Origin of the sequence: Flavobacterium algoriphilum (genome assembly GCF_048158655.1) — a bacterium.
Classification (GTDB): Bacteria; Bacteroidota; Bacteroidia; order Flavobacteriales; family Flavobacteriaceae; genus Flavobacterium; species Flavobacterium algoriphilum.
Genome location: NZ_JBLNKY010000001.1, coordinates 440,067 through 464,280, shown reverse-complemented (window position 1 = coordinate 464,280; position 24,214 = coordinate 440,067). Strand labels below are relative to the sequence as shown.

General features: G+C 31.9%; 22 protein-coding genes. 8 read left to right on the top strand and 14 right to left on the bottom strand.

Annotated elements, in window-relative coordinates; genetic code table 11:
• Positions 1 to 226: 226 nt before the first annotated feature.
• Together ACM55G_RS02020 and ACM55G_RS02015 are read right to left on the bottom strand one after the other, a co-directional pair.
• Positions 227 to 922, bottom strand: a complete 696-nt coding sequence (locus ACM55G_RS02020) for an ABC transporter ATP-binding protein (protein WP_416842233.1) — start codon at positions 920 to 922, stop codon at positions 227 to 229.
• A gap of 60 nt (positions 923 to 982) precedes the next feature.
• Positions 983 to 2,452 carry a DUF5687 family protein gene (locus ACM55G_RS02015; RefSeq protein ID WP_416842232.1) on the bottom strand — a complete coding sequence of 490 codons (1,470 nt, stop codon included), beginning with the start codon at positions 2,450 to 2,452 and terminating at the stop codon, positions 983 to 985.
• Between the two features lie 123 nt (positions 2,453 to 2,575).
• Between ACM55G_RS02015 and ACM55G_RS02010 the strand changes: the two genes are divergently transcribed.
• Both ACM55G_RS02010 and ACM55G_RS02005 read left to right on the top strand, forming a co-directional pair.
• A complete protein-coding gene (locus ACM55G_RS02010) occupies positions 2,576 to 3,628 on the top strand; it encodes a 2Fe-2S iron-sulfur cluster-binding protein (RefSeq protein WP_416842231.1) in 1,053 nt (350 codons plus the stop codon).
• Positions 3,629 to 3,897: 269 nt separating this feature from the next.
• Positions 3,898 to 4,233: a hypothetical protein gene (locus ACM55G_RS02005; RefSeq protein WP_416842230.1), complete on the top strand. Its 336-nt coding sequence runs from the start codon at positions 3,898 to 3,900 to the stop codon at positions 4,231 to 4,233.
• A 195-nt stretch (positions 4,234 to 4,428) separates the two neighbouring features.
• Here ACM55G_RS02005 and ACM55G_RS02000 read toward each other — a convergent pair whose 3' ends face one another.
• Positions 4,429 to 5,424 carry a glycosyltransferase family 9 protein gene (locus ACM55G_RS02000; RefSeq protein ID WP_416842229.1) on the bottom strand — a complete coding sequence of 332 codons (996 nt, stop codon included), beginning with the start codon at positions 5,422 to 5,424 and terminating at the stop codon, positions 4,429 to 4,431.
• A gap of 43 nt (positions 5,425 to 5,467) precedes the next feature.
• The gene (locus ACM55G_RS01995; protein ID WP_416842228.1) at positions 5,468 to 6,073 is read right to left on the bottom strand and encodes a DUF4254 domain-containing protein; all 606 of its coding nucleotides are present in this window, start codon (positions 6,071 to 6,073) and stop codon (positions 5,468 to 5,470) included.
• Between the two features lie 86 nt (positions 6,074 to 6,159).
• On the opposite strand from ACM55G_RS01995, the gene upp reads away from it, so the two are divergent.
• Positions 6,160 to 6,813: a uracil phosphoribosyltransferase gene (upp, locus tag ACM55G_RS01990; RefSeq protein WP_416842227.1), complete on the top strand. Its 654-nt coding sequence runs from the start codon at positions 6,160 to 6,162 to the stop codon at positions 6,811 to 6,813.
• Here the strand turns inward: upp and ACM55G_RS01985 are convergent.
• On the bottom strand, positions 6,808 to 7,737 hold the full coding sequence (locus ACM55G_RS01985) for a DUF6427 family protein (protein ID WP_416842226.1): 930 nt from the start codon (positions 7,735 to 7,737) through the stop codon (positions 6,808 to 6,810). The two genes, upp and ACM55G_RS01985, sit on opposite strands and share 6 nt — an antisense overlap.
• Before the next feature lie 146 nt (positions 7,738 to 7,883).
• On the opposite strand from ACM55G_RS01985, the gene ACM55G_RS01980 reads away from it, so the two are divergent.
• Positions 7,884 to 8,114 (top strand): DUF6341 family protein, encoded by a 231-nt coding sequence (locus tag ACM55G_RS01980; RefSeq protein WP_416842225.1) that lies wholly within the window; start codon positions 7,884 to 7,886, stop codon positions 8,112 to 8,114.
• A gap of 31 nt (positions 8,115 to 8,145) precedes the next feature.
• Here the strand turns inward: ACM55G_RS01980 and purD are convergent, their stop codons facing one another.
• Positions 8,146 to 9,420: a phosphoribosylamine--glycine ligase gene (gene purD, locus ACM55G_RS01975; protein ID WP_416842224.1), complete on the bottom strand. Its 1,275-nt coding sequence runs from the start codon at positions 9,418 to 9,420 to the stop codon at positions 8,146 to 8,148.
• 132 nt (positions 9,421 to 9,552) lie between these two features.
• Between purD and ACM55G_RS01970 the strand changes: the two genes are divergently transcribed.
• Genes ACM55G_RS01970 through ACM55G_RS01960 form a run of 3 tightly spaced genes read left to right on the top strand, consistent with a single transcriptional unit; the run spans position 9,553 to position 13,144 of the window.
• Positions 9,553 to 10,875 (top strand): phenylacetate--CoA ligase family protein, encoded by a 1,323-nt coding sequence (locus tag ACM55G_RS01970; RefSeq protein ID WP_416842770.1) that lies wholly within the window; start codon positions 9,553 to 9,555, stop codon positions 10,873 to 10,875.
• Positions 10,872 to 11,960, top strand: coding sequence for a non-hydrolyzing UDP-N-acetylglucosamine 2-epimerase (gene wecB, locus ACM55G_RS01965; protein ID WP_416842223.1), 1,089 nt, complete (start codon positions 10,872 to 10,874; stop codon positions 11,958 to 11,960). Before ACM55G_RS01970 ends, wecB begins: the two co-directional genes overlap by 4 nt.
• Complete coding sequence (locus ACM55G_RS01960; RefSeq protein WP_416842222.1) at positions 11,960 to 13,144, top strand: glycosyltransferase family 4 protein; 1,185 nt, start codon at positions 11,960 to 11,962, stop codon at positions 13,142 to 13,144. The genes wecB and ACM55G_RS01960 overlap by 1 nt, the downstream gene beginning before the upstream one ends.
• Here ACM55G_RS01960 and ACM55G_RS01955 read toward each other — a convergent pair.
• Together ACM55G_RS01955 and ACM55G_RS01950 are read right to left on the bottom strand one after the other, a co-directional pair.
• Positions 13,141 to 14,508 (bottom strand): undecaprenyl-phosphate glucose phosphotransferase, encoded by a 1,368-nt coding sequence (locus ACM55G_RS01955; RefSeq protein ID WP_416842221.1) that lies wholly within the window; start codon positions 14,506 to 14,508, stop codon positions 13,141 to 13,143. The genes ACM55G_RS01960 and ACM55G_RS01955 overlap by 4 nt on opposite strands.
• A 49-nt stretch (positions 14,509 to 14,557) precedes the next feature.
• Positions 14,558 to 15,541 (bottom strand): UDP-glucuronic acid decarboxylase family protein, encoded by a 984-nt coding sequence (locus ACM55G_RS01950; protein WP_416842220.1) that lies wholly within the window; start codon positions 15,539 to 15,541, stop codon positions 14,558 to 14,560.
• Between the two features lie 186 nt (positions 15,542 to 15,727).
• Between ACM55G_RS01950 and ACM55G_RS01945 the strand changes: the two genes are divergently transcribed.
• Positions 15,728 to 16,804, top strand: coding sequence for a glycosyltransferase (locus ACM55G_RS01945; protein ID WP_416842219.1), 1,077 nt, complete (start codon positions 15,728 to 15,730; stop codon positions 16,802 to 16,804).
• On the opposite strand, the gene ACM55G_RS01940 is transcribed toward ACM55G_RS01945, so the two are convergent.
• The 6 genes from ACM55G_RS01940 to ACM55G_RS01915 all read right to left on the bottom strand — a co-directional run bounded on the left by ACM55G_RS01940 (position 16,773) and on the right by ACM55G_RS01915 (position 24,213).
• On the bottom strand, positions 16,773 to 18,077 hold the full coding sequence (locus ACM55G_RS01940) for an O-antigen ligase family protein (RefSeq protein ID WP_416842218.1): 1,305 nt from the start codon (positions 18,075 to 18,077) through the stop codon (positions 16,773 to 16,775). The genes ACM55G_RS01945 and ACM55G_RS01940 overlap by 32 nt on opposite strands.
• Positions 18,049 to 19,110: a hypothetical protein gene (locus ACM55G_RS01935; RefSeq protein ID WP_416842217.1), complete on the bottom strand. Its 1,062-nt coding sequence runs from the start codon at positions 19,108 to 19,110 to the stop codon at positions 18,049 to 18,051. The genes ACM55G_RS01940 and ACM55G_RS01935 overlap by 29 nt, the downstream gene beginning before the upstream one ends.
• Before the next feature lie 31 nt (positions 19,111 to 19,141).
• On the bottom strand, positions 19,142 to 20,161 hold the full coding sequence (locus tag ACM55G_RS01930) for a glycosyltransferase family 2 protein (RefSeq protein ID WP_416842216.1): 1,020 nt from the start codon (positions 20,159 to 20,161) through the stop codon (positions 19,142 to 19,144).
• Between the two features lie 16 nt (positions 20,162 to 20,177).
• Positions 20,178 to 21,410: an MATE family efflux transporter gene (locus ACM55G_RS01925; RefSeq protein ID WP_416842215.1), complete on the bottom strand. Its 1,233-nt coding sequence runs from the start codon at positions 21,408 to 21,410 to the stop codon at positions 20,178 to 20,180.
• Between the two features lie 121 nt (positions 21,411 to 21,531).
• Positions 21,532 to 22,524 carry a hypothetical protein gene (locus ACM55G_RS01920; RefSeq protein ID WP_416842214.1) on the bottom strand — a complete coding sequence of 331 codons (993 nt, stop codon included), beginning with the start codon at positions 22,522 to 22,524 and terminating at the stop codon, positions 21,532 to 21,534.
• Between the two features lie 9 nt (positions 22,525 to 22,533).
• The gene (locus ACM55G_RS01915) at positions 22,534 to 24,213 is read right to left on the bottom strand and encodes a DUF6909 family protein (protein WP_416842213.1); all 1,680 of its coding nucleotides are present in this window, start codon (positions 24,211 to 24,213) and stop codon (positions 22,534 to 22,536) included.
• Position 24,214: the final 1 nt, after the last annotated feature.

Genomic DNA, 24,214 nt, shown 5'->3' with positions numbered 1-24,214 from the left:
ATTTAGTATAATGACTTGTAAAAATACGTTTCTTTTTGCTATCGTGGAAATTATTAGGTTTCTTTTTGATTGCAGGTTTTGCGTAAGATTTGAGATTAAGAGAAGAACAGCCAGTGGGTGTTAGGTATTTATTATTGCTGTTTTAGGTGATGATTCCCTCCTTCTATTTTATTTGAAATGAAGCCAAACCTGAATTCTTCTTTCCGGATCACGCCCAAATTAAATTTTAAAGTGCAAAAAACAATTCCAGCTCTTGCAACGTTTCGGTAGATGTTTGAATATCTTTCACGACTTCGCCTTTGTTTAACGCCACAATTCTATTGCATACCTCCACAGTATGCAGCAAATCATGACTGGAAACCAGTACCGTTATATCCGGATTTTCGGCTAATTCTTTGATGATTTTTTTCAATCTATTGACTGTTGTTGGGTCTAAATTAGCAAAGGGTTCGTCCAGAATTACCACTTCCGGGTTTCCTATGAGAGTCGCGATAATTCCCACTTTCTTCTGGTTTCCTTTGGATAAATCCCGCAAATATTTTTTGTTTTTTAGGATTTCGCCATTAAAAAATTCCTCGTGTTTGGCCAGTAAAGCATCTATATCCGCTTTGTTTTGTCCGCGTAAATCGCCTATGAAATAAAAATATTCTTCGGGTGTCAAGTACCCAATTAAAAAGCTTTCGTCCAGAAAAGATGCGGTGAAAGGTTTCCAATTTTCGCTGGTGTTTACCTGAACGTCATTGTTGATAATATGTCCCGTTGAAGGCTGGATTAAATCCAATAACAAACTGAAAAAAGTAGTTTTTCCGGCTCCGTTATTGCCTACTAAACCAAAACTTTGTCCTTTTGGGATTTCCAGATTTTCGATTTTAAGAACTGTTGTGCCGTTATATATTTTTGAAAGATTGTTTACTTGTATCATTTTAAAAAAGTTTAATCGGTTATTTGTTGATTTGGTTAATCGCTTTATGAAAATTGACTGTTAACTCTTTTGCTTGTAGGCAGCAATGGTTTTATATTTTTCGGTTTTATAAACCTTTTCGATTAAAGAAAAAACTTTATCTCTCAAAGCAAAACCTATTAGCCCGGCTATAGCCACCATGGCCAATCCTAAATTGGGATTCATTATTTTAAAACCAATCCAATAAAGGGCCAAAGGCAACAGCAGTTTTGGCAGCGAAATCAACATGGTATTAACATTAAAGGCTTTTTTATCTCCAAAAGCTCCTTTGCTGGAATCTAAATCTATGGGCGTTTTTGTGTAAGCACCCGCAAGAAGCACCAAATGGGAATTAACTCCAATGTTATAAATGGCGCCCACAACAATTGTCAGATACACGTGCCATCCAAAATACAAATAGAATGAAGACAAAATCGTCGAAATAACTGTTGCGATCACAATCAACCACCATTTTGAACTCAAATAGCCTCGATACGGAATATTTTGTGTCATCATTAATTGGTAATAAGAGCTGTCCCAACTGGGTACAAATTGACCGAAAGTGAATAAAAAACCTCCTGAAACAAAAATTCCTGCGAAAATGTGCATGATGGGATTATTGTAAGCCTCGATTTTATTGGTAAAGAATAGAAAACCATAAAATAAAAACACCACACTCATGATAACAGTGGTTTTTGAACGTTTGTTTCTTTTGATTAATTTGATATCATTTTTTAAAAATGTTCCTAAAGTCCCAAATTGGTTTAACCAAGTCAAATCCTCGGTTTTGGCGATTTTATTTTTGGTGGAAAGACCCGCATCTAGGTATAAATTGTTTTTGAAATAATGAAAAGTAACATAATACAATCCCATTAAAGCCAAAACCGGAAAGAGAAACATCCATTTTGTATGAAACAATCCATCAAAAAATAAAGTAGTATAATTAGTGATGTCAAAAAACTTATAATATTGACAACCTCCCATAATTATAATAATTCCAACGAAAATGACAAACAAATTGTCTTTATTATTCAATACAATATTTAAAAAATTGTTGATGTAAATTAGTGAAATCATGGCTAAATGCCAAAGCAATACGCTTACTACATCATATCCTTCAATAATTAATACTACTGAAAATGGTAAAAAGAAAAAAGCATGTGCCCAATTAAAAAAAGACAGTACGGTTTTGCCTAAAGAAAAATGCACAATTATATGTTTCTTAAACGGTAAAATCAATAAAGGAAGAATGTTCATTACCGGGATTTTTTGCAACAACAAACGAATAATTAAATCAAACAAAAAGTAGTAAATCAGGAATTTATTGACGGTTACCAATGGTTCCAAATTCATTTTCTGGATTAAATAAAAGGCTCCAATTCCCAAAGCTAAAAAAACTAAAGCAAAATAAATAGCCACAAAAAGCATCAAGATCTTTAAACCTAAATTTGTTGCGAAGGAAGCTGATCTTGTAAAAGCCTTCCATTCGAGATAGATGAATTTTTGGAACATATTTTATGGTTTGGTTTCGTAATTGGTAGTTAAATAATTGAAATGTTACATCTAATATAAAAAAATCCGCAATTATAATCCCAATTTATTTGTCGTTCCCTACTTTTGTAAAAAATTAATCACATGTCATCCTTTTTAAAACTTATTATTAAAGAAGTAAAACGTGAAACCAAAGATGCTGTTTCCATACTTTTTAATGTTCCTGAAGAATTAAAACCGAACTATACTTTCATTGCGGGTCAATACATCAATATTCGACTTACCTTAGACAATCAGGAAATTCGTCGTGCGTATTCTCTTTGTTCCGCTCCAGAAAGTGGGGAATTGCGAATTGCAGTAAAAGCAGTAAAAAATGGTGCTTTTTCTCAATTTGCCAATACCAAATTGAAAGCAGGTGACGCGCTGGAAGTAGGAAAACCAGAAGGGAAATTTACTTTTGAACCACAAGCTGACCGTCAAAAAAATTATGTGGCTTTTGTAGCCGGAAGCGGAATCACACCTGTACTTTCTATCCTGAAATCAGTATTGAAAACTGAGCCTAAAAGCTCTTTTGTTCTTGTTTATGGAAACCGATCTCCTGAGGAAACTATCTTTCATCAAGAATTGCACGATTTGCAATTACAATATGTAAGCCGTCTTTTTGTACATTATGTGTATAGTCAAGCCAAAGCAGAACAGGCATTATTTGGTCGAATAGATAAATCGGCGGTGAATTTTGTTTTGAATAACAAACACAAGGAATTAGAATTTGATAAGTTCTATTTATGTGGGCCTGAGGAAATGATTAATGTCGTTTCTGGTGTTTTGGCAGCAAAAAACATCAAAGAATCGGCTATAAAATTCGAATTGTTTACTACTTCAACCAAAGAACATAAAATCGAAAAATCATTAGAAGGTCATTCGAAAATCACTGTTATGGTGGATGATGAAGAAAAGACTTTTGATATGTCACAAAAACAAACCATCCTTGAAGCAGCTTTAAAACAAGGGCTTGATGCTCCCTATTCTTGCCAAGGTGGAATATGCAGCAGTTGTCTGGCCCGTGTTACATCCGGAACTGCCGAAATGACTAAAAACTCTATTCTTACGGATGGTGAAATCGCCGATGGTTTAATTTTAACCTGTCAAGCGCATCCAACATCAGAAAGCATTTATGTAGATTATGATGACGTTTAGAATGTAAATTAATTATAACAAAAACTTCTCTGAAAAGGGAAGTTTTTTTGTTTAAAAATGTTATATTTTTATTATCTTAGTATTAAAACTACGATAATCGCAATCTTTCTAAACTTAGGATAGATTTGTAGAGTCAAACCTATTTGTCAACCAGTTTAAAAAAATTAAATATTATGACAATCCCTAACCAAATTCACCCTCTTCATCTCTCTTTTATTTTACTATTTGTAATAACTTCACTTTTTTGCGCCTTCATCATCATTAAAACAATGAGAACTAAAAAAGAACCTAAACTACTTAATGAAGAAAAATATCGCTCAACAATGATTGGGAAAATGTTAGAAATAAAGAACACTGATATAACGATTTTTAACATCTGGCCGTATGTAAGCCAATTAAAAACAGCTAAAATTCTCTCACGAAAAATTAAAGAGCGTGAATTGATCTATAAAGTTTATAGAAATTTAACGGAAGATTTTGAACACATTTTATTAACTACCGAAAAAGAAAATAATTTTGTTGTAATTGTTGTTGATAAAAAGAAAAATAAAACGATAGGCTATTTCCTCCTTAATCAAGATAGAGAATATAACTTAGTGGCTTAATTTTAATTTTTGCACAATCGCAAGAAATTAGATTTCCTATATTCACAACAAAAACTTCTCTCAAAAGGGAAGTTTTTTTGTTTTTGGAAACGTTGCCAAGATCAAAAAAATTATTTGTAGCGTCATTGTGAGGAACAAAGCAATCACAATTGTTGCTATGCTCTCGTTATGTGATTGCTTCGTTCCTCGCAATGACTACAAAAGACGAATTATATCTTCCACAGCAATCGTTCGCATGGCATCTTCATAACCTTCCACTATTTTATTTCCATAAACTGAAGTAGGTAATTTTGGAAACTGATTCCTATCGGAAACCAACTCATTTTCCATCGGTTGATTAAAAGGCGCAAATCCCGAGTAAGGATGTGTTGCACCCCAAAGCGTAATGACTTTCACGCCAAGCATCGCCGCAATATGGGCATTCCCGGAATCCATCGAAAGCATCACATCAAGATTACTGATGAGTTGCAATTCCTGCTGCAATTTGAATTGCCCCGCCATATTAATGACGTTTTCTTTGTTGGAACAAAGCGAATTTAAAAGTTCTATTTCCTTTTTTCCACCTCCAAAAAGCAGTATTTTACAGTCTGTATTTTTCGCCAATTGATTGATGACTTCCCGCATCAAATCCAACGGATACACTTTAGAATCATATTGTGCAAAAGGAGCAATCCCTACCCATTTTTGTTTTTTTTCTCCAGTAATTTTGATAATTTCAGTATCTAACGCTTGTTTATCCGGGAATATTGGAGAAGATAAATCAACTGTGAAACCCAGTTCCTTAAATACGCTGCAATGTCTTTCAAACATCGTTGGCAGTTGCTTGAAAACTTTATTTTCGGGTTGGGTCAAGGCTTTTTTATCTACTCTTCCTTTATCAACTGAAGCTACTTTTTTTCCGATTAGAGCAAAAAGGCTTCTGACGATTTTAGAACGCAAAACGTTGTGCAAATCGGCGAAAGCATCAACATTTAGTTCTTTTAAATCTTGGAACAAACGCAACAACCCAAGAAACCCTTTATGCCTTTCTTTTTCATCGAAAGCGAAAAAAGAAACATTGGGAATGGAATCGAAAAAAGGTTTGAAAAATGGTCTGGAAACGACCGTAATTTTAACGTCTGGATGCTGATTTACGAAAGCGCGTAAAACAGGAACCGTCATGGCGACATCTCCCATTGCGGAAAGTCTCATAACGGTTATATGTTTGATTTTTTGGGACAATTTAAAACGAGAATTACTTCTTGTTTTGGTATAAAACAGGATTTAGATCATCATCATTGTACATTTTCATCTGCTTGTACACTTTCATGAATTTATCTCCATTTTCAATGTCTTTTATTAAATCTTCAATTGCGGTAGACAAATCAGTTCTTTGTTCTAAAAGAATATTCAATTTCACCTGACATTTATCCCTGTGATCTTGGGAAGCCTCTGCACGAGTCGCTTCTTCATTCATGTGATAAATTTTCAAAGCTAAAATCGACAATCTGTCAAAAGCCCAAGCTGGACTTTCAGAGTTGATTTTTGCACTTTCTTTTACTACTACATGGCTGTATTTTTGAAGAAAATAACCGTCAATATATTCCACCATATCCGTACGCTCTTGATTCGAAGCGTCAATTCTTCTTTTCAAAGTCAAAGCGGCAACCGGATCAATATTTGGATCACGAATGATATCTTCAAAATGCCATTGAACGGTATCAATCCAGTTTTTATGATACAATAAATGTTCGAATTTATCCTTCGGAAAAGGGTTATTTATGGGCTGATCTACATTATCAAATTGATGATAATCTTTAATACTTTGTTCGAAAACTGAATAAGCTAATTTTGAAAACATATCTTTATATATTAAAAGGCAAAGATACTTTTTTATACTTTTATAGATTAAAAAAACTTTAGAAGTTTAATTCCAAAATTAAAACCATGCAAATCCATATTTTATCCGAAAACAATAGTGTCTTGAACCATTTTTTAGGACAAATTCGAAATGTGAATGTTCATAAGGACAGCATGCGTTTTAGAAGAAATATTGAACGTATTGGCGAAATAATGGCTTATGAATTGAGCAAGGAATTACACTACAAAAACATAGAAATTCAAACGCCTCTTGGTATCAAGAAAACTACCGAAATTGAAGACCAATTGGTGCTGTGCTCCATTTTGCGTGCAGGATTACCATTGCATTTAGGTTTTTTGAATTATTTTGACAATGCAGAAAACGGCTTTATTTCAGCCTTCAGACACCATCCTAATAATGATGATTATTTTGATATTGTAGTTCAATATCAAGCGATTGCTGATACAAATAATAAAAATGTACTATTGATTGACCCCATGCTTGCTACCGGACAATCTATAGTTGCTGTTTTTAAAAAATTAATGGAAAGAGGAACTCCAAAAAAAATTCACATTGCAGTTGTAATTGCGGCCCCTGAAGGAATTGCATATCTTAAACAACATTTACCGGATACTTGTCATCTTTGGATCGCCGCATTAGACGAAAAACTTAATGAACACCGTTACATTATTCCAGGACTTGGTGATGCAGGAGATTTAGCTTTTGGAGACAAACTATAATTGCGAGAAAAAAGCAAAAAGACTGCAAAGAATAAAAACAAACAATACGATTTCCTGTTTCAATTTTAGCTGCACAATTTCAATATGACTTGTTGCCATTATGGCTAATGGCGCAAAAGTAAACAGTAATAAACCATTACTTTTATTTGAGGAAATCAAGAAAATTACTATTCCAATAAAGAATGAAGCCACTATTTTTTTGAAAGAAACGTGTAAAAGTTGTGGTCTATGAGAAAATGTTGCAAACATAGAAACAACAAAAAATAAGGCAATGGTAGCATAGATTGAAAAAGCTGCGTTTTGGTAATTATTAGTAAAATAATCAATATTGAAATCCATCGTTACACTCCTCGTTACATATTCTAGTACATTCACATTAAATACTGCCGCATACAACAAGAAAATAATTGCAGCAGTGAAAAAGGCAATAAACGGCAAGAACCAGTTTCTATAATCTCTGGAAACATGGAAAATTATGGATATAAAAACCAATATAATAAAAATAATACTCCAAAAATGAAATAATGAAGCTAAAAAAATCCACAATGATGCATCAAATATTTTTTCCTTGGAAGCTTTAAGCGATTGCAATGAGATTAATCGGCGAAGGGCTAGTAGTATAAAGAAATTTGAAAAAATAAGGTTGGTGTTTTCCAATAGCGAAGGAAAAAAAAGCAAAAATAAAAAGTAAAAAAAAACGGTGTACGCACTGTCTTTGCTCAATCCATTCTTCTTGACAACAAAATTTGTAATAAAGATGGACGCTAATAAAATGCAGAAGAGCATTCCTTTTTTTAAAATTAATAACACCGAATTAGTCCAAGACAAATCCTGAAATTGGTAGATTGAAAAGAAAACCAGCATTAAAATTACAACCAATGAAAAATTTAATGGTGTAGATTTTTTAAAAACACTTGTTATCATAAGGATATTTTATACTTTTGTGATTGTAAATATAATACTTGTTTAAAAAGGAAACCCTGCAAGTTTAAAAAGATTCTTCATAAAATAAGAATTTTCTACTAGCTAGAGTTTTTTTTAAAACAATTAATAAATTAATTTTATACATTATGAAAGCATTTTTCGAAGGAATACAATACTTATTTGTAAATATTTTATTTGCTCCTCTAGATTTCTTACGTGCATTAGAACTTGAGTCTTGGTTTGTTGCTAATACTATCAACTGGATTTTCATGATTATTTGTGCAGCTGCAATGGTATATTGGATTTTGCAATTGAAAATTTTTGAAGACGCAGGAACAGAAAATCAAGATACTACCGCTCACTCTTTCTTAAAATAATATTTAAAAAAAAGTGAACAGTAATTGGAAATTATTTTAAATCGTTTCCAATATCTTTTCTAAAATACATCTTATCAAAATTTAGTTTATCTATGTTTTGGTAAGATTTTTTTATGGCCTCTTCGAAATCATTTCCATAAGAAGTTACTGTAAGAACCCTACCTCCATTAGAAATAACATTTCCATTCTCAAGTTTAGTTCCAGCGTGAAAAACAATCGAATCTTCAATAGTTTCTAATCCTGAAATTACTTTTCCTTTTTCGAAATCTTCCGGATATCCGCCAGAAACTACCATAATTGTTGTAGCACTTCTTTCGTCAACTTCCAGTTTGATTTCATCTAGCTTTTCATTGGCTACAGCCAAAAACAATTCCACTAAATCTGTTTTTAATCTCGGAATAACCACTTCCGTTTCCGGATCACCCATTCTCACATTGTATTCAATTACGATTGGTTCGTTATTCACATTAATCAATCCAATAAAAACGAATCCCTTGTATGGAATTCCGTCTTTTTGGAAACCATCAATGGTTGGTTTTACGATGCGTGTTTCGATTTTTTCCATCAAAACAGCGTCAACATAAGGAACTGGAGAAACTGCTCCCATTCCACCTGTATTTAATCCGGTGTCTCCTTCACCAATGCGTTTGTAATCTTTCGCCGTTGGCAGGATTTTATAATTTTTTCCGTCAGTAAGAACAAAACAGCTTAATTCGATTCCGTCAAGGAATTCCTCAATCACCACTTTAGAACTGGCGTCACCAAATTTTTGGTGCACTAACATGTTTCTTAATTCTTCTTTGGCTTCGGCCAAATCCTGAATTATCAAAACGCCTTTTCCAGCTGCCAATCCATCTGCTTTTAAAACATAAGGCGGTTGCAACGTTTCCAGAAATTCGCATCCTTTTTCAACTGTTTCGGCTGTAAAACTATCGTAAGCAGCAGTTGGGATATTATGTTTAATCAAAAATTCTTTGGCAAATTCTTTACTTCCTTCTAATTGAGCACCAATTTTTGATGGCCCAATAACCGAAATCTCTTTTAACTCGGCATCATTCAAAAAGAAATCATAGATCCCTTTTACTAATGGATCTTCGGGTCCTACAACAACCATTTCTACTTTTTCCTGAAGAACAAAAGCTTTGATGGCGTCAAAATCAGTTGGACTTAAATCAATATTGTTCGCTATTGTTGCAGTTCCTGCATTTCCTGGTGCTACAAAAAGTGTTTCGCAAAGGGGACTTTGAATCATTTTCCATGCAAATGCATGCTCTCTTCCGCCTGAACCTAGTAGTAAAATTGTCATGGTGTAGTTATTAGTTGTAAACCGCAAAAATAATTGCTTTTGAACTTAAAAAATAATTAATTTTTAAAAAGTTGTTGGTTCTTGGTCATTAGTTCTATGTAAATATTATTTTTGATGAAATATACCTTTAAAATGATTCCACTTTTCGACTTATCACTGCAACTAAATGGTTTCCCCATGAAGGAAGCCAAAGCCGAATTGCGAAAAATTATAGCTTTATCCGAAAAAGAACATGAAGCTTTCCTGGAAAATAAAAAAGTAGAAATCGTTAATTTTCATTTACAGAATAATCCATTTTATCAAGAATTGATTGGTTTAAATGCTCCCAATTGGGACAACTTACCCGTTTTAAATAAAAGAAACTTACAAAAACCATTGCTAGAAAGGCTTTCGAAAGGGTATTCTTCAAAAAACAGTTACGTGAATAAAACGTCTGGTTCCAGCGGTGATCCCTTTATTTTTGCCAAAGATAAATACTGTCATGCTTTAACATGGGCTTCTAATATGTATCGTTTTGGTTGGTACGGAATTGATTTTAACTGTTCGTATCAAGCCCGTTTTTATGGGATTCCAATGGATTTCATTAGCAACAAAAAAGAGCGTTTTAAAGATTTATTAAGCCATCGCTTTCGGTTTTCAATATTTGACTTGTCAGATGTGGTATTAGAAACCATTCTTAAAAAATTTCAGAATAAAAAATTCGATTACATCAATGGTTACACGAGTTCAATTGTTCTGTTTGCCAAATATTTAAAGAAAAAAAACATCATTTTAAAGGAAATCTGTCCCACTTTAAAAGTATGTATGGTGACTTCTGAAATGCTTTTTGAAACAGATAAAATTCTTTTGGAGCAACAATTTGGAATTCCAATTATCAATGAATACGGCGCTTCGGAACTGGATTTAATCGCCTTTCAGAATCCAAATGGAGAATGGCAAGTGAATTCGGAAACATTATTCGTCGAGATTTTGGACGACAATAATCAAGCAGTTCCAAACGGTACTTCAGGCCGAATTGTGATTACTTCCTTATTCAATAAAGCGCATCCGTTTATACGTTATGATATTGGTGATATTGGGATTCTCGACGAAAAAAGTACGTTGAAAAAACCTATTCTCAAGAAATTAATTGGAAGAACAAATGATATTGCACTTTTGCCAAGCGGAAAAAAATCTCCTGGATTAACGTTTTACTACGTAACAAAAAGTATCATTGAAGACGATGGTAATGTAAAAGAATTCATAATTACGCAAACAAAAATTGACACTTTTGAAATTGAATATGTGAGTGAAAATGAATTAACGGCAACACAAATTCAAAAAATCGAAAAAGCAATTACTATCTATTTAGAAAGTGGTTTGACGTTCTCATTCAGTAGAAAAGAAAAACTGGAGCGTAATAAAAACGGAAAATTAAAACAATTTATTTCTCTAATTAAAGAAATCAAAGAATGAAAATCACCATAGTTGCAGGCGCTAGACCTAATTTTATTAAAATCGCCCCGATTATCCAAGCGATAGAGAAAAAGCAACACGAAGGTGTGTCAATTTCCTATCGTCTAGTGCATACAGGCCAGCATTATGACAAAAGCTTGAGCGATACGTTTTTTGAAGAACTTAATATTCCGCTACCAAATAGCAATCTCGAAGTAAAAAGTGGTTCTCAGTCTGTGCAAACAGCTGCGATTATGATAGCTTTTGAACAGGAATTATTACAAAATTCGTGTGATTTAGTTTTGGTTGTCGGTGATGTCAATTCAACAATGGCTTGTGCGATTGTGGCAAAAAAACTGAATATCAAAGTGGCGCATGTTGAGGCCGGTATCCGCTCTGGTGACATGACAATGCCGGAGGAAATCAACCGCATTGTAACGGACAGTATTTCGGATTATTACTTCACCACATCACTTTGGGCAAATGAAAATCTTTTGAAATATGGGATTTCAAAAGAAAAAATCCATTTCGTAGGAAACGTAATGATTGATACTTTATATCAAAATATAAATAGAATTAAAAAACCTGTTTTTTGGGATGAATACCAATTAGAATTCGAAAATTATATCATTTTCACCCTACATCGCCCATCGAATGTAGATGATGAACAATCGTTGCAACAATTATTACTGGGTATTGATGCCTTAGATAGTGATAAAAAAGTAATCTTTCCTGTTCATCCGAGAACAAAAGCCATTTTAGGCGAAAAAAAATTAAATTTTAAAAACATCATTTGTGTTGAACCACAAGGATATTTAGCATTTATGTACCTTATCAATAACAGTTTTGCAGTAATTACCGATTCGGGAGGAATTTCTGAAGAAACTACTGTTTTAGGAATTCCCTGTTTTACAATGCGTGAAAATACCGAAAGACCCGAAACACAATTAATTGGCACCAACACTTTGGTAGGAATCGGTATCGAAAAATTGACACAAATTTACAGCTCTTTTCTTAAAAATGGAAAGCGAGAAAGTGGTATTCCTGAACTTTGGGATGGCAAAACTTCCGAACGAATTATTGACATTTTACTACACCAAAACTAATGGAAGAAATTCTAATTATTTCTAATTATTATCCACCAGAAAAGGGTGCTGCAGCCAATAGAATTGAGCAGTTGGCTTTGAAACTAGATCAAAATAATTATAAAGTAACCGTAATTTGTCCGTTGGCTAATTATCCTAAAGGAGTATTATTCCCTGAATACAAAGGAAAGTTTTTTGCTAAAGAAATGATGCAAAATATAACCGTAAAGCGGCTTTGGATTTATCCAAGTAATAGCAAAAATATCTTTGTCCGTATAGTTTCAATAATGTCTTTTTCTATTGGATTATTTTTTTATTTAGTGTTCAAAAAAACACCTAAAAAGGTAATAGTTCAATCTCCACCATTATTAGTATCTTTCATTAGCGTTTTAGTACTTTCGCTAAAGCGGAAAAAAATCATTTTAAATGTTTCCGATTTATGGCCTTTGGCGGCTATTAAATTGAACGCCCTTTCGTCAGATTCATTTTCACATAAAGTTTCATTATTTTTAGAACGATTTATTTATAAAAATTCAACTCTGATTTTAGGCCAGTCCAATGAAATTATTGCTCATATTCTCTCTTTATATCCAGGAAAAAGAAGCCATTTGTATCGTAATTTTCCAGATCATAAAATTGAAAGTTTCGAATTAAATTTAATTGACAATCAACCTATTAAATTATTTTACGCAGGATTACTCGGTGTAGCACAAGGTGTTTTGGAAGTTTGCGAAAAAATGGATCTGGAAAATCTAAATTTAGAATTTCATATTTTTGGTGATGGCGCTGAAAAACTTCAAATTGAAAGCTATATAAAGGATAATCCTAAAAAAAATATTGTTTTCCATGGCATGTTGGAACGCAATGAATTGATTTCGAAATTAGCAGCCTTTGACATTGCTTTAGTTCCATTGAAAATGAGAATTTACGGCTCAGTTCCATCTAAAATATTTGAATATAGTGCTTTAGGAATACCCATACTTTATTTTGGTGGTGGCGAAGGTGAAACTATTGTATCTAACAATAATTTAGGATGGGTCGCAGAAGTAACAAATTTTCAGCACCTAAATGCTACTATAATCGAAATTTCAAAAATTGATAAAGAACAAATTCAAATAATGAAACAGCAGATTTTTGAAAATGCTAAAAACAACTTTAATCTTGATTTTCAAATAAAAGAATTAATAGAAAAAGAATTTTTTTAATATGCTTTTTCTTCGCCCTTAAAAATATTAACTACCGTTTGGAAAATTATTTTTAAATCTAGGATAAGAGACCAATTTTCGATGTAGAAAACATCAAATTTTATTCTGTTAATCATATCGCATTCCGTTTCAATTTCTCCACGAAAACCTTTAACCTGAGCTAATCCTGTGATTCCCGGCTTCACATAATGCCGTATCATATATTTTTTAACTTTATTCCCATAAACTTTATTTTGCGCCCAGAGATGGGGCCGGGGACCCACAACTGACATATCTCCAAGTAAAACATTTAGAAATTGAGGCATTTCATCCATACTTGTCTTTCTCATAAACTTGCCTATTCTAGTAACCCGAGGGTCATTTTTTGAGGCTTCTGTTTCTGTTTTCTTATTGATTTTCATGGAACGAAGTTTATAACAAAAAAACTCGTTTTCATCAATTCCTGGTCTTCCTTGTTTGAAAAAAACAGGACCTTTGGATTCTAATTTTATTAATATCGCTAATAATGGAACTAGCCAAGATAAGAGAAAAACAATAACTATAATAGAGAATATAATGTCAAATACCCTTTTAAATACTTTTATCGCAGGCTCATGCAGCAAAGTTCGCTTTAATGACAAAACGGGGAAAAATTCGTAGTAATCTATTTTTAAATTTTTAGAAAAAATTTCTTTTGTGTCTGGTATAAATTTTATTGTTTTATTGTTTTCATCTGCAAAATCAATCAAATCTTTCAAATACTCATTAGAAATTTCATTTAATGAACAGTAAATTTCATCAACACAGTTTTCGATTATAAAAGGTTTTAAATCAACCAATTTTCCTTTAATATTTTGATTTGATTTCTTGTCCGAAAAATAACCTAAAAAACGATATCCATAATCATTTCTTGTTTCAAAAAGGTTTTTCAATTGAATTGCTTCTGGCGTATAACCAATAATGACCGCACTCCTATAATTACTTCCTGTTAGTATTCTGTATTCTTTTAAATAATAAAACAGTAAAAATTTTGAAATAGTAATCAACACCATTAAGGAAGAAATAAATATCGCAACCACAATTCCACTAAAAACAACCTGTTTTGAAAATGGAAAAAAAGCAATGATTATCAAAAGAAATAAAACTCCTTGCTTGATTATTTTCGAAATAATTTCAATTGGAGTTGTAAAGCGATATATTTCGTAAAATCGTATGAAAAAGGCAGCAGTAATCCATCCAATTGTTTGATAAATAAGATAATATTCAATGTCTAAATCTCGTTCTTTGAATACAAACAAGCTTAGCACTGAAATAATTATTAGATCAATTGAAACACTAATAGGCCGTATGTATTTTGAATATCTTCCTATTTGTGATGCCGTCATAATTAGTGAACTATTAACTTAAAGATAAATTCAAAAATACTTCCTTCCATTATTTAATATAACCCGAAAAATCTTTATGTTCTTCTTTGGAAAGTTCTTCTGTAGACAATGATTTAAAATACTCATAGGTAATTTTCATTCCTTCTTCACGATCCACTTTGGCTTCCCAACCTAACAATTTTCTTGCTTTGGTAATATCGGGTTGTCGTTGCAAAGGATCGTTTATTGGCAAAGGAAAATAAACCACTTTCTGATTGGTTCCTGTCAGTTTCATAATTTCTTCAGCAAAATCTTTAATGGTGATTTCATCTGGATTACCAATATTTACAGGAAGAACATAATCAGAATGTAATAATCTGAATATTCCTTCCACTTGATCATCTACATAGCAAAAAGAACGGGTTTGCATTCCATCTCCAAAAATAGTTAAGTCTTCACCACGAAGCGCCTGACCTATAAATGCGGGAATAACTCTACCATCATTGAGCCTCATTCTTGGACCATAGGTATTGAAAATTCGAACAATTCTAGTTTCCACACCATGAAAAGTATGATACGCCATGGTTATGGATTCCTGAAAACGTTTGGCTTCATCATAAACACCTCTGGGTCCTATAGTATTTACATTCCCGTAATATTCTTCGGTTTGTGGGTGAACCAATGGATCTCCATACACTTCAGAAGTGGATGCTATAAGAATTCTGGCGTTTTTTACTCGTGCCAAACCTAAAAGGTTGTGAGTCCCAAGAGAACCAACTTTTAAGGTTTGTATCGGGATTTTCAAATAATCTATGGGACTTGCAGGCGAAGCAAAATGTAAAATATAATCTAATTGACCCGGAACATGAACAAATTTGGTAATATCATGATGATAAAACTCGAAATTTTCCAGTTTGAACAAATGCTCAATATTTTTCAAATCTCCTGTTATGAGATTATCCATTCCAATGACAAAATAGCCTTCTTTAATAAAACGGTCACAAAGATGTGATCCTAAAAATCCAGCAGCTCCAGTAATAAGTATTCTTTTCATAAGTCAATTTTACAGGTGCAAGGTAAAAAAAACATTTCACAAATTGTGAAGGAACGTAAGGGTTTCCCAAGATTTAAATACATTAATATTTAGAATTAAAATTAAAATTAAGGTAATATTACGGCTCCAATTGAAGTCATTACTAATCAATTTTATATATTTTTACATAAATATAAATCATCTACTTTGAAAGTTGTTCATGTTGTTGAAGCACTGGCCGGAGGAGTTCACACCTATTTCAAAGATTTATCCTTTTTTTTTGGAAATCATGAAATAAATGAGAATATAAACACCACCATCATTTATAGTGGAAATCGGAAAGAAATTAATTCGAAAAGAATAAAAGAAGATTTTTCAAAAGGAATTTCTCTTATAGAACTAAATATGGTTAGGCCTTTTTCTCCTTTACAAGATTTAAAATCTCTTGTAAAATTAACCAGAGAGCTTCAAAAATTAAATCCTGATGTTATCCATCTTCATTCTTCAAAAGCTGGTGTTTTGGGAAGAATTGCTTGTTTTCTATTATTTAAAAAAATAAAATTATTTTATACTCCACATGGTTATTCTTTCCTTCGAACAGATATTTCATCTTTTAATAAAAAAATATACAGATTAATCGAGAACAGTTTTCAGATAATATTTGGCGGTTTAACCATTGCTTGTGGGGATACCGAATACGAAATAGCCAAAAAAATAGGAAAATCCTACCTTATAAGAAATGGTATTGATATTATAGAGGTTAATGAAAATGTTTCGAAAAATAAAAATGAAATTTTGACAATCGGTATCGTTGGGCGAATTACTGCTGCCAGAAATCCTAAATTATTTAACGCAATTGCTTTAAAACATCCCAACCATAATTTTGTTTGGATTGGAGATGGTGAATTAAAACAACAAATAACCGCTCCAAATATAAGAATTACAGGATGGTTCTTGAAAAGAAAGGATGCGTTAAAAGAGCTTAATAAAATTGATATCTATATTCAAACTTCACTTTGGGAAGGATTACCAATTGCAGTATTAGAAGCAATGGCAATGCAAAAACCCGTTTTGGCCACGAATATTATCGGAAATAAAGATGTGGTAGTGCATAACGAAACAGGTTTCCTTTTTGATAATGTCAATGAATTAGAAAAATATATCGACATTCTGAAAGACGAAAAAATAAGAGACAATTTTGGAAAAAAAGGATTAGAAAGATGTCAAAGTTTATTCGACAGCGCTAAAAATTTTACTGAATTAGTTTCTCTTTATAAACAATAGTTTTCTCTTGTAACCAGTAACTTCCGAAGATAGAAAACCAAAATCCGCTGAATGCAATTCCGTCAAAACGCAATAGAAAATCATCTGTGAGATTAGAGGTAAAAAAGATAAAAAAGAATGCAATAATAATTGCGTTTTTTATGTCAAACCCTAAATATCCAATAGTAAAAACGTATAAAAAAAATATTATTGGACCTAAAAATCCGTATTTTAATAAAAAATCCAAAAACTGATTGTGAGTGGGGAATTCATACTTTGCCAGAAAATGTTGATTCGTTTGTTCATAATATTTGAATAATTCTGACTTCCCATCGGAAGCTCCAACACCAAAAGGCAGGTTTTTTAACGAAAGTTCCCATGCTGATTTCCAAATAGAAACACGCGTAACAAAAGAATTAAATACTTTTATTTCTGGATTTTTAATGGCATCGAGGTTGCCTACTTTATCCATGTAAGCAAATGTTACTGAGGAATACTTCTCTTTCATATACGGGTTTTTTTGTAGAAACAGTAAAAAGATACTACCCAATAAAATCAATCCGACAGCTGATATTCCAACAACCTTTTTAAAATTATATTTTCGGATCACTTCATAGTAAAAAACCAAAACAAAACCAATAAGCATGTTAAACAAAGCCATTCGAGTATTCACAAAAAGAACAAAGAAGAATGATAGTGAAAAAATGACAAAATTGGCACTTTTAATTATAGCCCTTTTTCTTTGGCGAAAAGCATCAAAAATAAAATAAATATTAATAATTGCCACAAAGGACAAATGCATGTTTAGCGCCGGCGCATGTATGCCCATGCTATTAGAAAACGCATACCCTATTTCCCATAAATCAATTCCTAAGACGTATTTATCAATCATATTTGGATAAAAAACAATAAAGCGAATAAAGAAAAACAACACGATACCGCTCGTTGTGATACTATAAAACTGAAGCAATTTATAAAATTGTACCCGTTGATAATTCCTTAAAATAAACATGGGAAAAATAAGCAAGGAAATACTTTTTTCGATAGATTTTATACCCATTAAATAAGAATCATTATTCCAAAAAAATAAAATCTCTATTAATAACGGTGAAGCAATAATAAATCCTAGCGAGATAGTCTTTTTAGTGGTTTTTAATTTTTTTATAAATAATAAATTAAACACCGCAAACAGTATAATCAGGTCAGTACATGGTTTTCTGAAAATCATGATACTGGCAATCAAAAATAAAAATAAATTGAAAATTCTATTGAAGTTTTTTTCTGAAATATTCATAATATAAAGCATAATAAATTATAGGAAAAACTCCTATTTTATGACGAATCGCAGTTCCTAAATCGGGTTCAAACACTCCTTGAACAATAAAATAAGCAAACAAAATAAGCAATATCCAAAGCTCATATTTATACTCTTCTCTATTCTTTAAACATTTTGAGAAACGCACAAGAAGTATATAAAACAATAACAGTTGCCAAATTATAAAAGCAATAATTTGAGGGGAAAAAATATATTTTATACCGTTTAACGGGATATTAACTGCAAAAAAACCATAGACAATAGCTACTGTTTCGCCATACCAAGTATCTGGTTTAACAGGAGAAATAATCATGGAATTGGCATCCGAAGCATTTACCCTTGTCGTATTTACAATTTCTCTACTACTCTCCGAAAAATAATGTCCTTCCAACATCCCGTAGCTTAATGACAAAAAAATCACAATTAATAGTCCGTAGAAAAGGGTTACAATCGTTTTGTTTTTAAAATTAATGAAACTAACCGCATACATTACAAAAGCTATAAGGGGTATTAGAAGAAAGTAAGGCCGATAAAAAATCCCAAAAAGAACTAAAAGAAGCATCGATAAAGCGATTGACTTAGCATAAGAAATTTTATGATTCTTGTAAAGAAATACAATAATTGCAACGTATAAAAAAGTAATAAATTCTTTGGAAGGCATAGACATGAAAATTGCCATCATAAAGAATCCTAAATAAACAAGGATGTTCTTTACATTTAGCTTGTAAAAATTATTTGGAACTCCAATTTTGTACAATACATAAGCTAGAATTGGAAATTGTATCAAGGCAATTAGAGGAAAGGGTAAATAACGCAATCCGGTTACTTTATAAAATAATATGGTAAGCGGGTAACTTCCTAAAAAACCTATTTCTTTGCCTTTGTCGAATGCAATAATGGCTGAATCGTAAAAAAAGCGTTTGGGTAATATATAAAATGCTGTTACTGCCACAAATAAATTGGCAATAAATAACACCACAAAAATTGCCGTACTCTTTTTAATTTGCATCATAAAAATTTAAAGGAATTGTTTCATGGTTCCGCTAGTTTAAAGTTTTATATCTTTTTTGTAAAACATTAAATATCCTATAAATATATAGAAAACTAGGTAGCATCATAAAAGGTACGAAATTATAAAACTTCATGACTTTGTCTAATTTAATATTACGTCCTTCTTTAAGTAGGTGTTTCCAGGAAACTAAATCGTTCCAAATGGCTTTTCTGTTACTTGAAGACAAGATATAGAAGTCTTTTAACAGTATTACATAAATCGATGCCCAATAGTTTCTTAAGGCCTTATTTAAGCTACTTTCATCATGTTTGATGTTATTTAAACCGTGTTTCACCATTTCATATACATCCATAACATGGTTCTCACTAACCTGAAGAGTAATTGACCCAAGTCTTCCCTGTCTGTATATATAAAACGATTTTGGATAGATAGCAAAAGTGTTAATATGGTTAATTAATCTGCTGCACCATTCCATATCTTCCGATTTTCTTCCCAATGGAAAGAACAATTCATTTTCGATTAATATCGTTCTCTTTACTATTTTATCCCATGCGCAAGCGGCAAATAAATCATAATAAACTAATTGCTCAGCTTCTTTCTTAAAATCCCCTTCTTTATTATTAATATATTGTTGGTTATACTTACATTTTACATGATTTTTTGAAAAAAAACGACTTTCCTCATGAAGTATTAAATCGGGATAAGATTCTTTTATTAAGTGGTTTAATTCTTCTAAAACGCTATTTCCCTCCCAATAATCATCACTGTCAGTAAAAATAACATAATCTCCTTTTGCCCTTAATAATCCCACATTTCTGGCATCAGATAAACCACTGTTTTCTTTATTGATAATTATATTTCTCGGATCTTTTTTTTCATATAAAGAACAGATTTTTAAAGAAGAATCAGTAGACCCGTCATTCACCATAATAATTTCAAAATTAGTATAGGTTTGACATAAAATACTGTCTATACATTGCTCCAGATAATTCTCTACATTGTAAACGGGAACTATGATACTAAAAAAAACATTTTTATTTGGATTATTCACCGTTGTCTTTTTTAAATTAATTCAAGTATACTTTTACGTTGTCTTTTTTATAAATAACTACTGCGGAAATAAAGTTCCAAAAAAATGAACTAGCAACAAAGGCAAATGCAGCTCCTCCCATTCCATAAACCGGGATTAAAAATCTGTTTAAAATAAAATTAATAATAACCGCCATTACAAGTATGATTTGGAAAACATTTTGTCTTCCAGTCATATTCAAATAAATAGGTGCCGATCCAAAAGCGGAACAAATTCCTTGGCCAATCATTAGAATAAGTAATGCATTCCTCGCAACAATATACTCTTTGCCAAAAAACTGCAAAATATATTCTGAGAAAACACATATCAATAAAGCGATTGGTAGTGTCAAAATAAAAATTAAGCGAGAACTATTTCTCAATATTTTATTTAATTCGAAAGTGTTTTTAGTAGAAAAGTATTCGGCAATTTTTGTAGAAACAGTGATGTTAACTGTAACGATTACCATTGATAAAATGGTCATTAATTTCATTGCCAAAGCATAAAAAGCAACGGTTGCATCGTCTCTGTATTTTTTTAAGAATATAATATCAAAACTCATCAATAAAAATAAAGCCATTCCGCTTATTGCAATGGGATAGGATTTAACGATTATTTCTTTATACGTATTAGGCTCGTTTATAGTATTGGTTTTTACTTTGCTAAAATAATTAAAAACCAAAATTGAGGTAATCACGGCCAGAATCACAAAACCAATAAGAAAAACATCAACTAAATAAATTTCTTTTTTGATGTAATACAGTAAAATTGCGCCCAGAATTAAAGGAATATATTTTATTGCATTTCTAAATAGTTCCGCAACATACAAACGATCCAATGCTCGAAAAACTTCCGTATTTAAAGTAGTTAAAGCCGAAAAAAATAAGATTCCAGATGATTTTAAAAGAATTAAATAAACTCCTTGATCAGAGAAAAAAGCATTAATAAAGTCTTTATTGGTAGCTAAAACGATTAAAAATAAAATTATCGCCATTGAAAATACTATTCCAACCATTTTTATATAAATCTCTTTTAAGGAATATAAACCATTTACGCCTTTTAATCTTCCTCTAAAATATAAAATGGATTGGTCACAACCCAATAAACATATACTGCCTATTACCAATAGAAAAGATCGGACGAAATCATATTGTCCGACAATCTTTGGGCTAAAATTCTTTGTCAGAAATAAAGTAAATCCAAACAAAATTAGCATTCCCAAAACTCTCAAAATTAATGTGTTTAAACTTTGTAGAATAAATGGGTTATTTTTAATTTTTTGAAGATCGTTAGTGAATATTTTCAACATATTAATTATTAGAATCAGTGGTAATGACAACTATTCCTAAAACCTAAATTGTCCCGTTTTGTTGGACTTTTAAAGATTGTTTTCTATAAAAAGAAATGAAAAAACTTATAAAAATAAACCCAAGAATTAAAACCACCGGCAAAACGAATTTAAGTTTGTCATTTATGGATTTAGTGTTTTTGATATTCATTACAACCGTGGAATCTTTTATTATTTTATTAGAATTAAACAGCTGTATTTTTAATGTTCCAATATCCTTAGTTAGGGAATCCTTGGTTTTTATAATGTCATTTAATTGTAAATTTTCATTGTAATAAATGAGTTTATCATTTTTTTGACGATTGTCATTAACACTTGAATACTCATTCAATATTCCATCGATTTGATCTATAATCCCTTCCTTAGCTTTTATTTTTTGTTGAATATTACTAATAGAAATTTTTTGAACTTCCTCAAAATAAAGGCTCGTATTCAAATAATTTAATATGGGCTGAATCGTATTTTTGGGGTCTGTTACCGCTTTTGTCGAAACAATAATAGTATGAAAAGTATAGTTTTTACTTGTGGTAGTTTCTTTAACTACTGATTTCAAATCTCCATTTTGCGCCATTAATTGCAATAATTCTAGATTTAACCCATTGTTGTTGATAAACTTATATACATCTACAATAGGTTCAATTGTAATTTTATTGATTTCTTTAGAATTTTGAATACCTATTGATTTAAAAAAAACGGTATCTTTTTCTGCAATTTTAGCCGCTAATAAATTAATCTTTGAATATAAATAATCCGTTGATTTAAAATTTGGCTCAACTATAATATGATTATCAAAGGTTTTTTGTGTTTGGTCTAATAAAATTCCTAAACCTACTCCAACAAACAACAAAATCGAAACTGCAATAATATTTTTTACAAAAAACTGAATACATGTGAATAAAAAAGTATTAAATCTTTGAAAAAGACTGCTGATTTTCTTAGAAATTTGTGTTAAATCAATCTCCTGATCCTCTTGATTATTGGGTCCGTTTTTATTCATGCTATACTTTTATTTTACGTTGAAAATTTGTTCCAATATCTTAATGGTAATCAAATACGTAGGTTTTACACCCGTTGTTCCCAGTCCGCCAGAAGCTAATGTACTTCCCGTTTCCAATGGATTATCTGAAGCGTAATAAGCATATCTCACTTTGATATCCAAAGGAACGCTTTTTCTGATTTTGGATGCAGATTGAATGGCTTTTTGATAATAAGAACCTTCCATTTCCAATCCAATAATACCCCAAGTCGATTCATGAAAGAATTTTAATAAATCCCTGTTTTGCAATGATGTTCCCAATACCGTAACCATTGGTCCGGCAAAAACTGCGATATCATTTCCTTCAAACATCTCCGCCGACAATTCATTATGGAAAAAATAATTATCTGCCGTTCCCTCATTAATATGCGCATTCGGAATCATGATGTCTCCTTTTCCACCTTCCAAAATTCCTGCTTTTCCCATAATGGAAACCGATTCGACATTCAGTAAGGTCTCTTTTTTATAGGGTTTCAATAATTCATCAATTGTTTCATACGCTTGTTCGCCAAAAGCATAATCCATGACGATTATAACCGGTTTTTTGTCACCAATAGTTGCTTTTGGAAATGAGGTTTTAGTCCAGTCTATTTTGGCTGTATCAAAAATTTGTACGTCAATATTGGTTCCTGAAGTATCCGGTAAAGAAATCATTCCGTATTTCAATGCAATGTCTTCCACCTGATTGCGAACGTCATACGAGCCGGATTTACTCAATTCTTCATAAATAAAGAAATCTGATTTGTCCTTAAACTTCGTTTTCAAAGCCGGTGTAGCAAAAATAGAGTTCATTACACTGTGCATATTGGCACTTATCACATGAATTGGACGGTCTAAGAGCTGATTCTCTTTTAAAACTTCCTTAATGTTCGTTGCCCAAATTTCACCATGAATATGATGCCCCAACCGTTCCCTCAAAATCGGACTGAATGTTATGGTTCTTTTATTATTGTCCACCACTTCCTCAATCGCTAATTTGCCCAACCAAAAGATAACATGTAAGAAGCGATCTGGCGCAGTTACCGACCCAAATGCATCGTATATCTCTAAAACGTCCTCAAATGTTCTTCCCAGAATATTTGAAGCATGCGAAATTGCCTTCTCTTTTTCTACAAGAGTCAGTTTTTTATTTTCAGAAACTGCTTGTTCCAGTTTAAACCAATCACGCGAAACTTCGCCTGCATCGTCAAGCAAAACTCTATTTCTTATTTTATGGGATTCGATAAAAATGAACGTTAAATGCGTCAAAATATCATAAATATCCGAACGTCCACGCGTAATCTCCACATTCATTTGTTCCTCATCAATTCGATAACAATTACGACGTCTTTTTGGTGGAACAATCGCTTGAAAATGGGATTTAGAATAGCCTTCATCCGAAGTTAAATTGATGAATCTACATTCTTCAATTCCTACTGGCAAACGCTCAATAACGTATAAAAGACCGTTCAATTCCACTTTTTCTTCGCCAATATTGCCGTAAATTTCTGGTCGCAAAGCCAGTAAAGCTTCCCTCAAAGTATCGCCTGAAACTCCCATTGGTTTATAAAATCCTCTGTTGAACAAATGACGCATCGTGATGTACATTTTTTCAATGGCTGCTGATGATTCTTGTGCTCTCGTACGTGATATATGTTTACTATCTTTCATT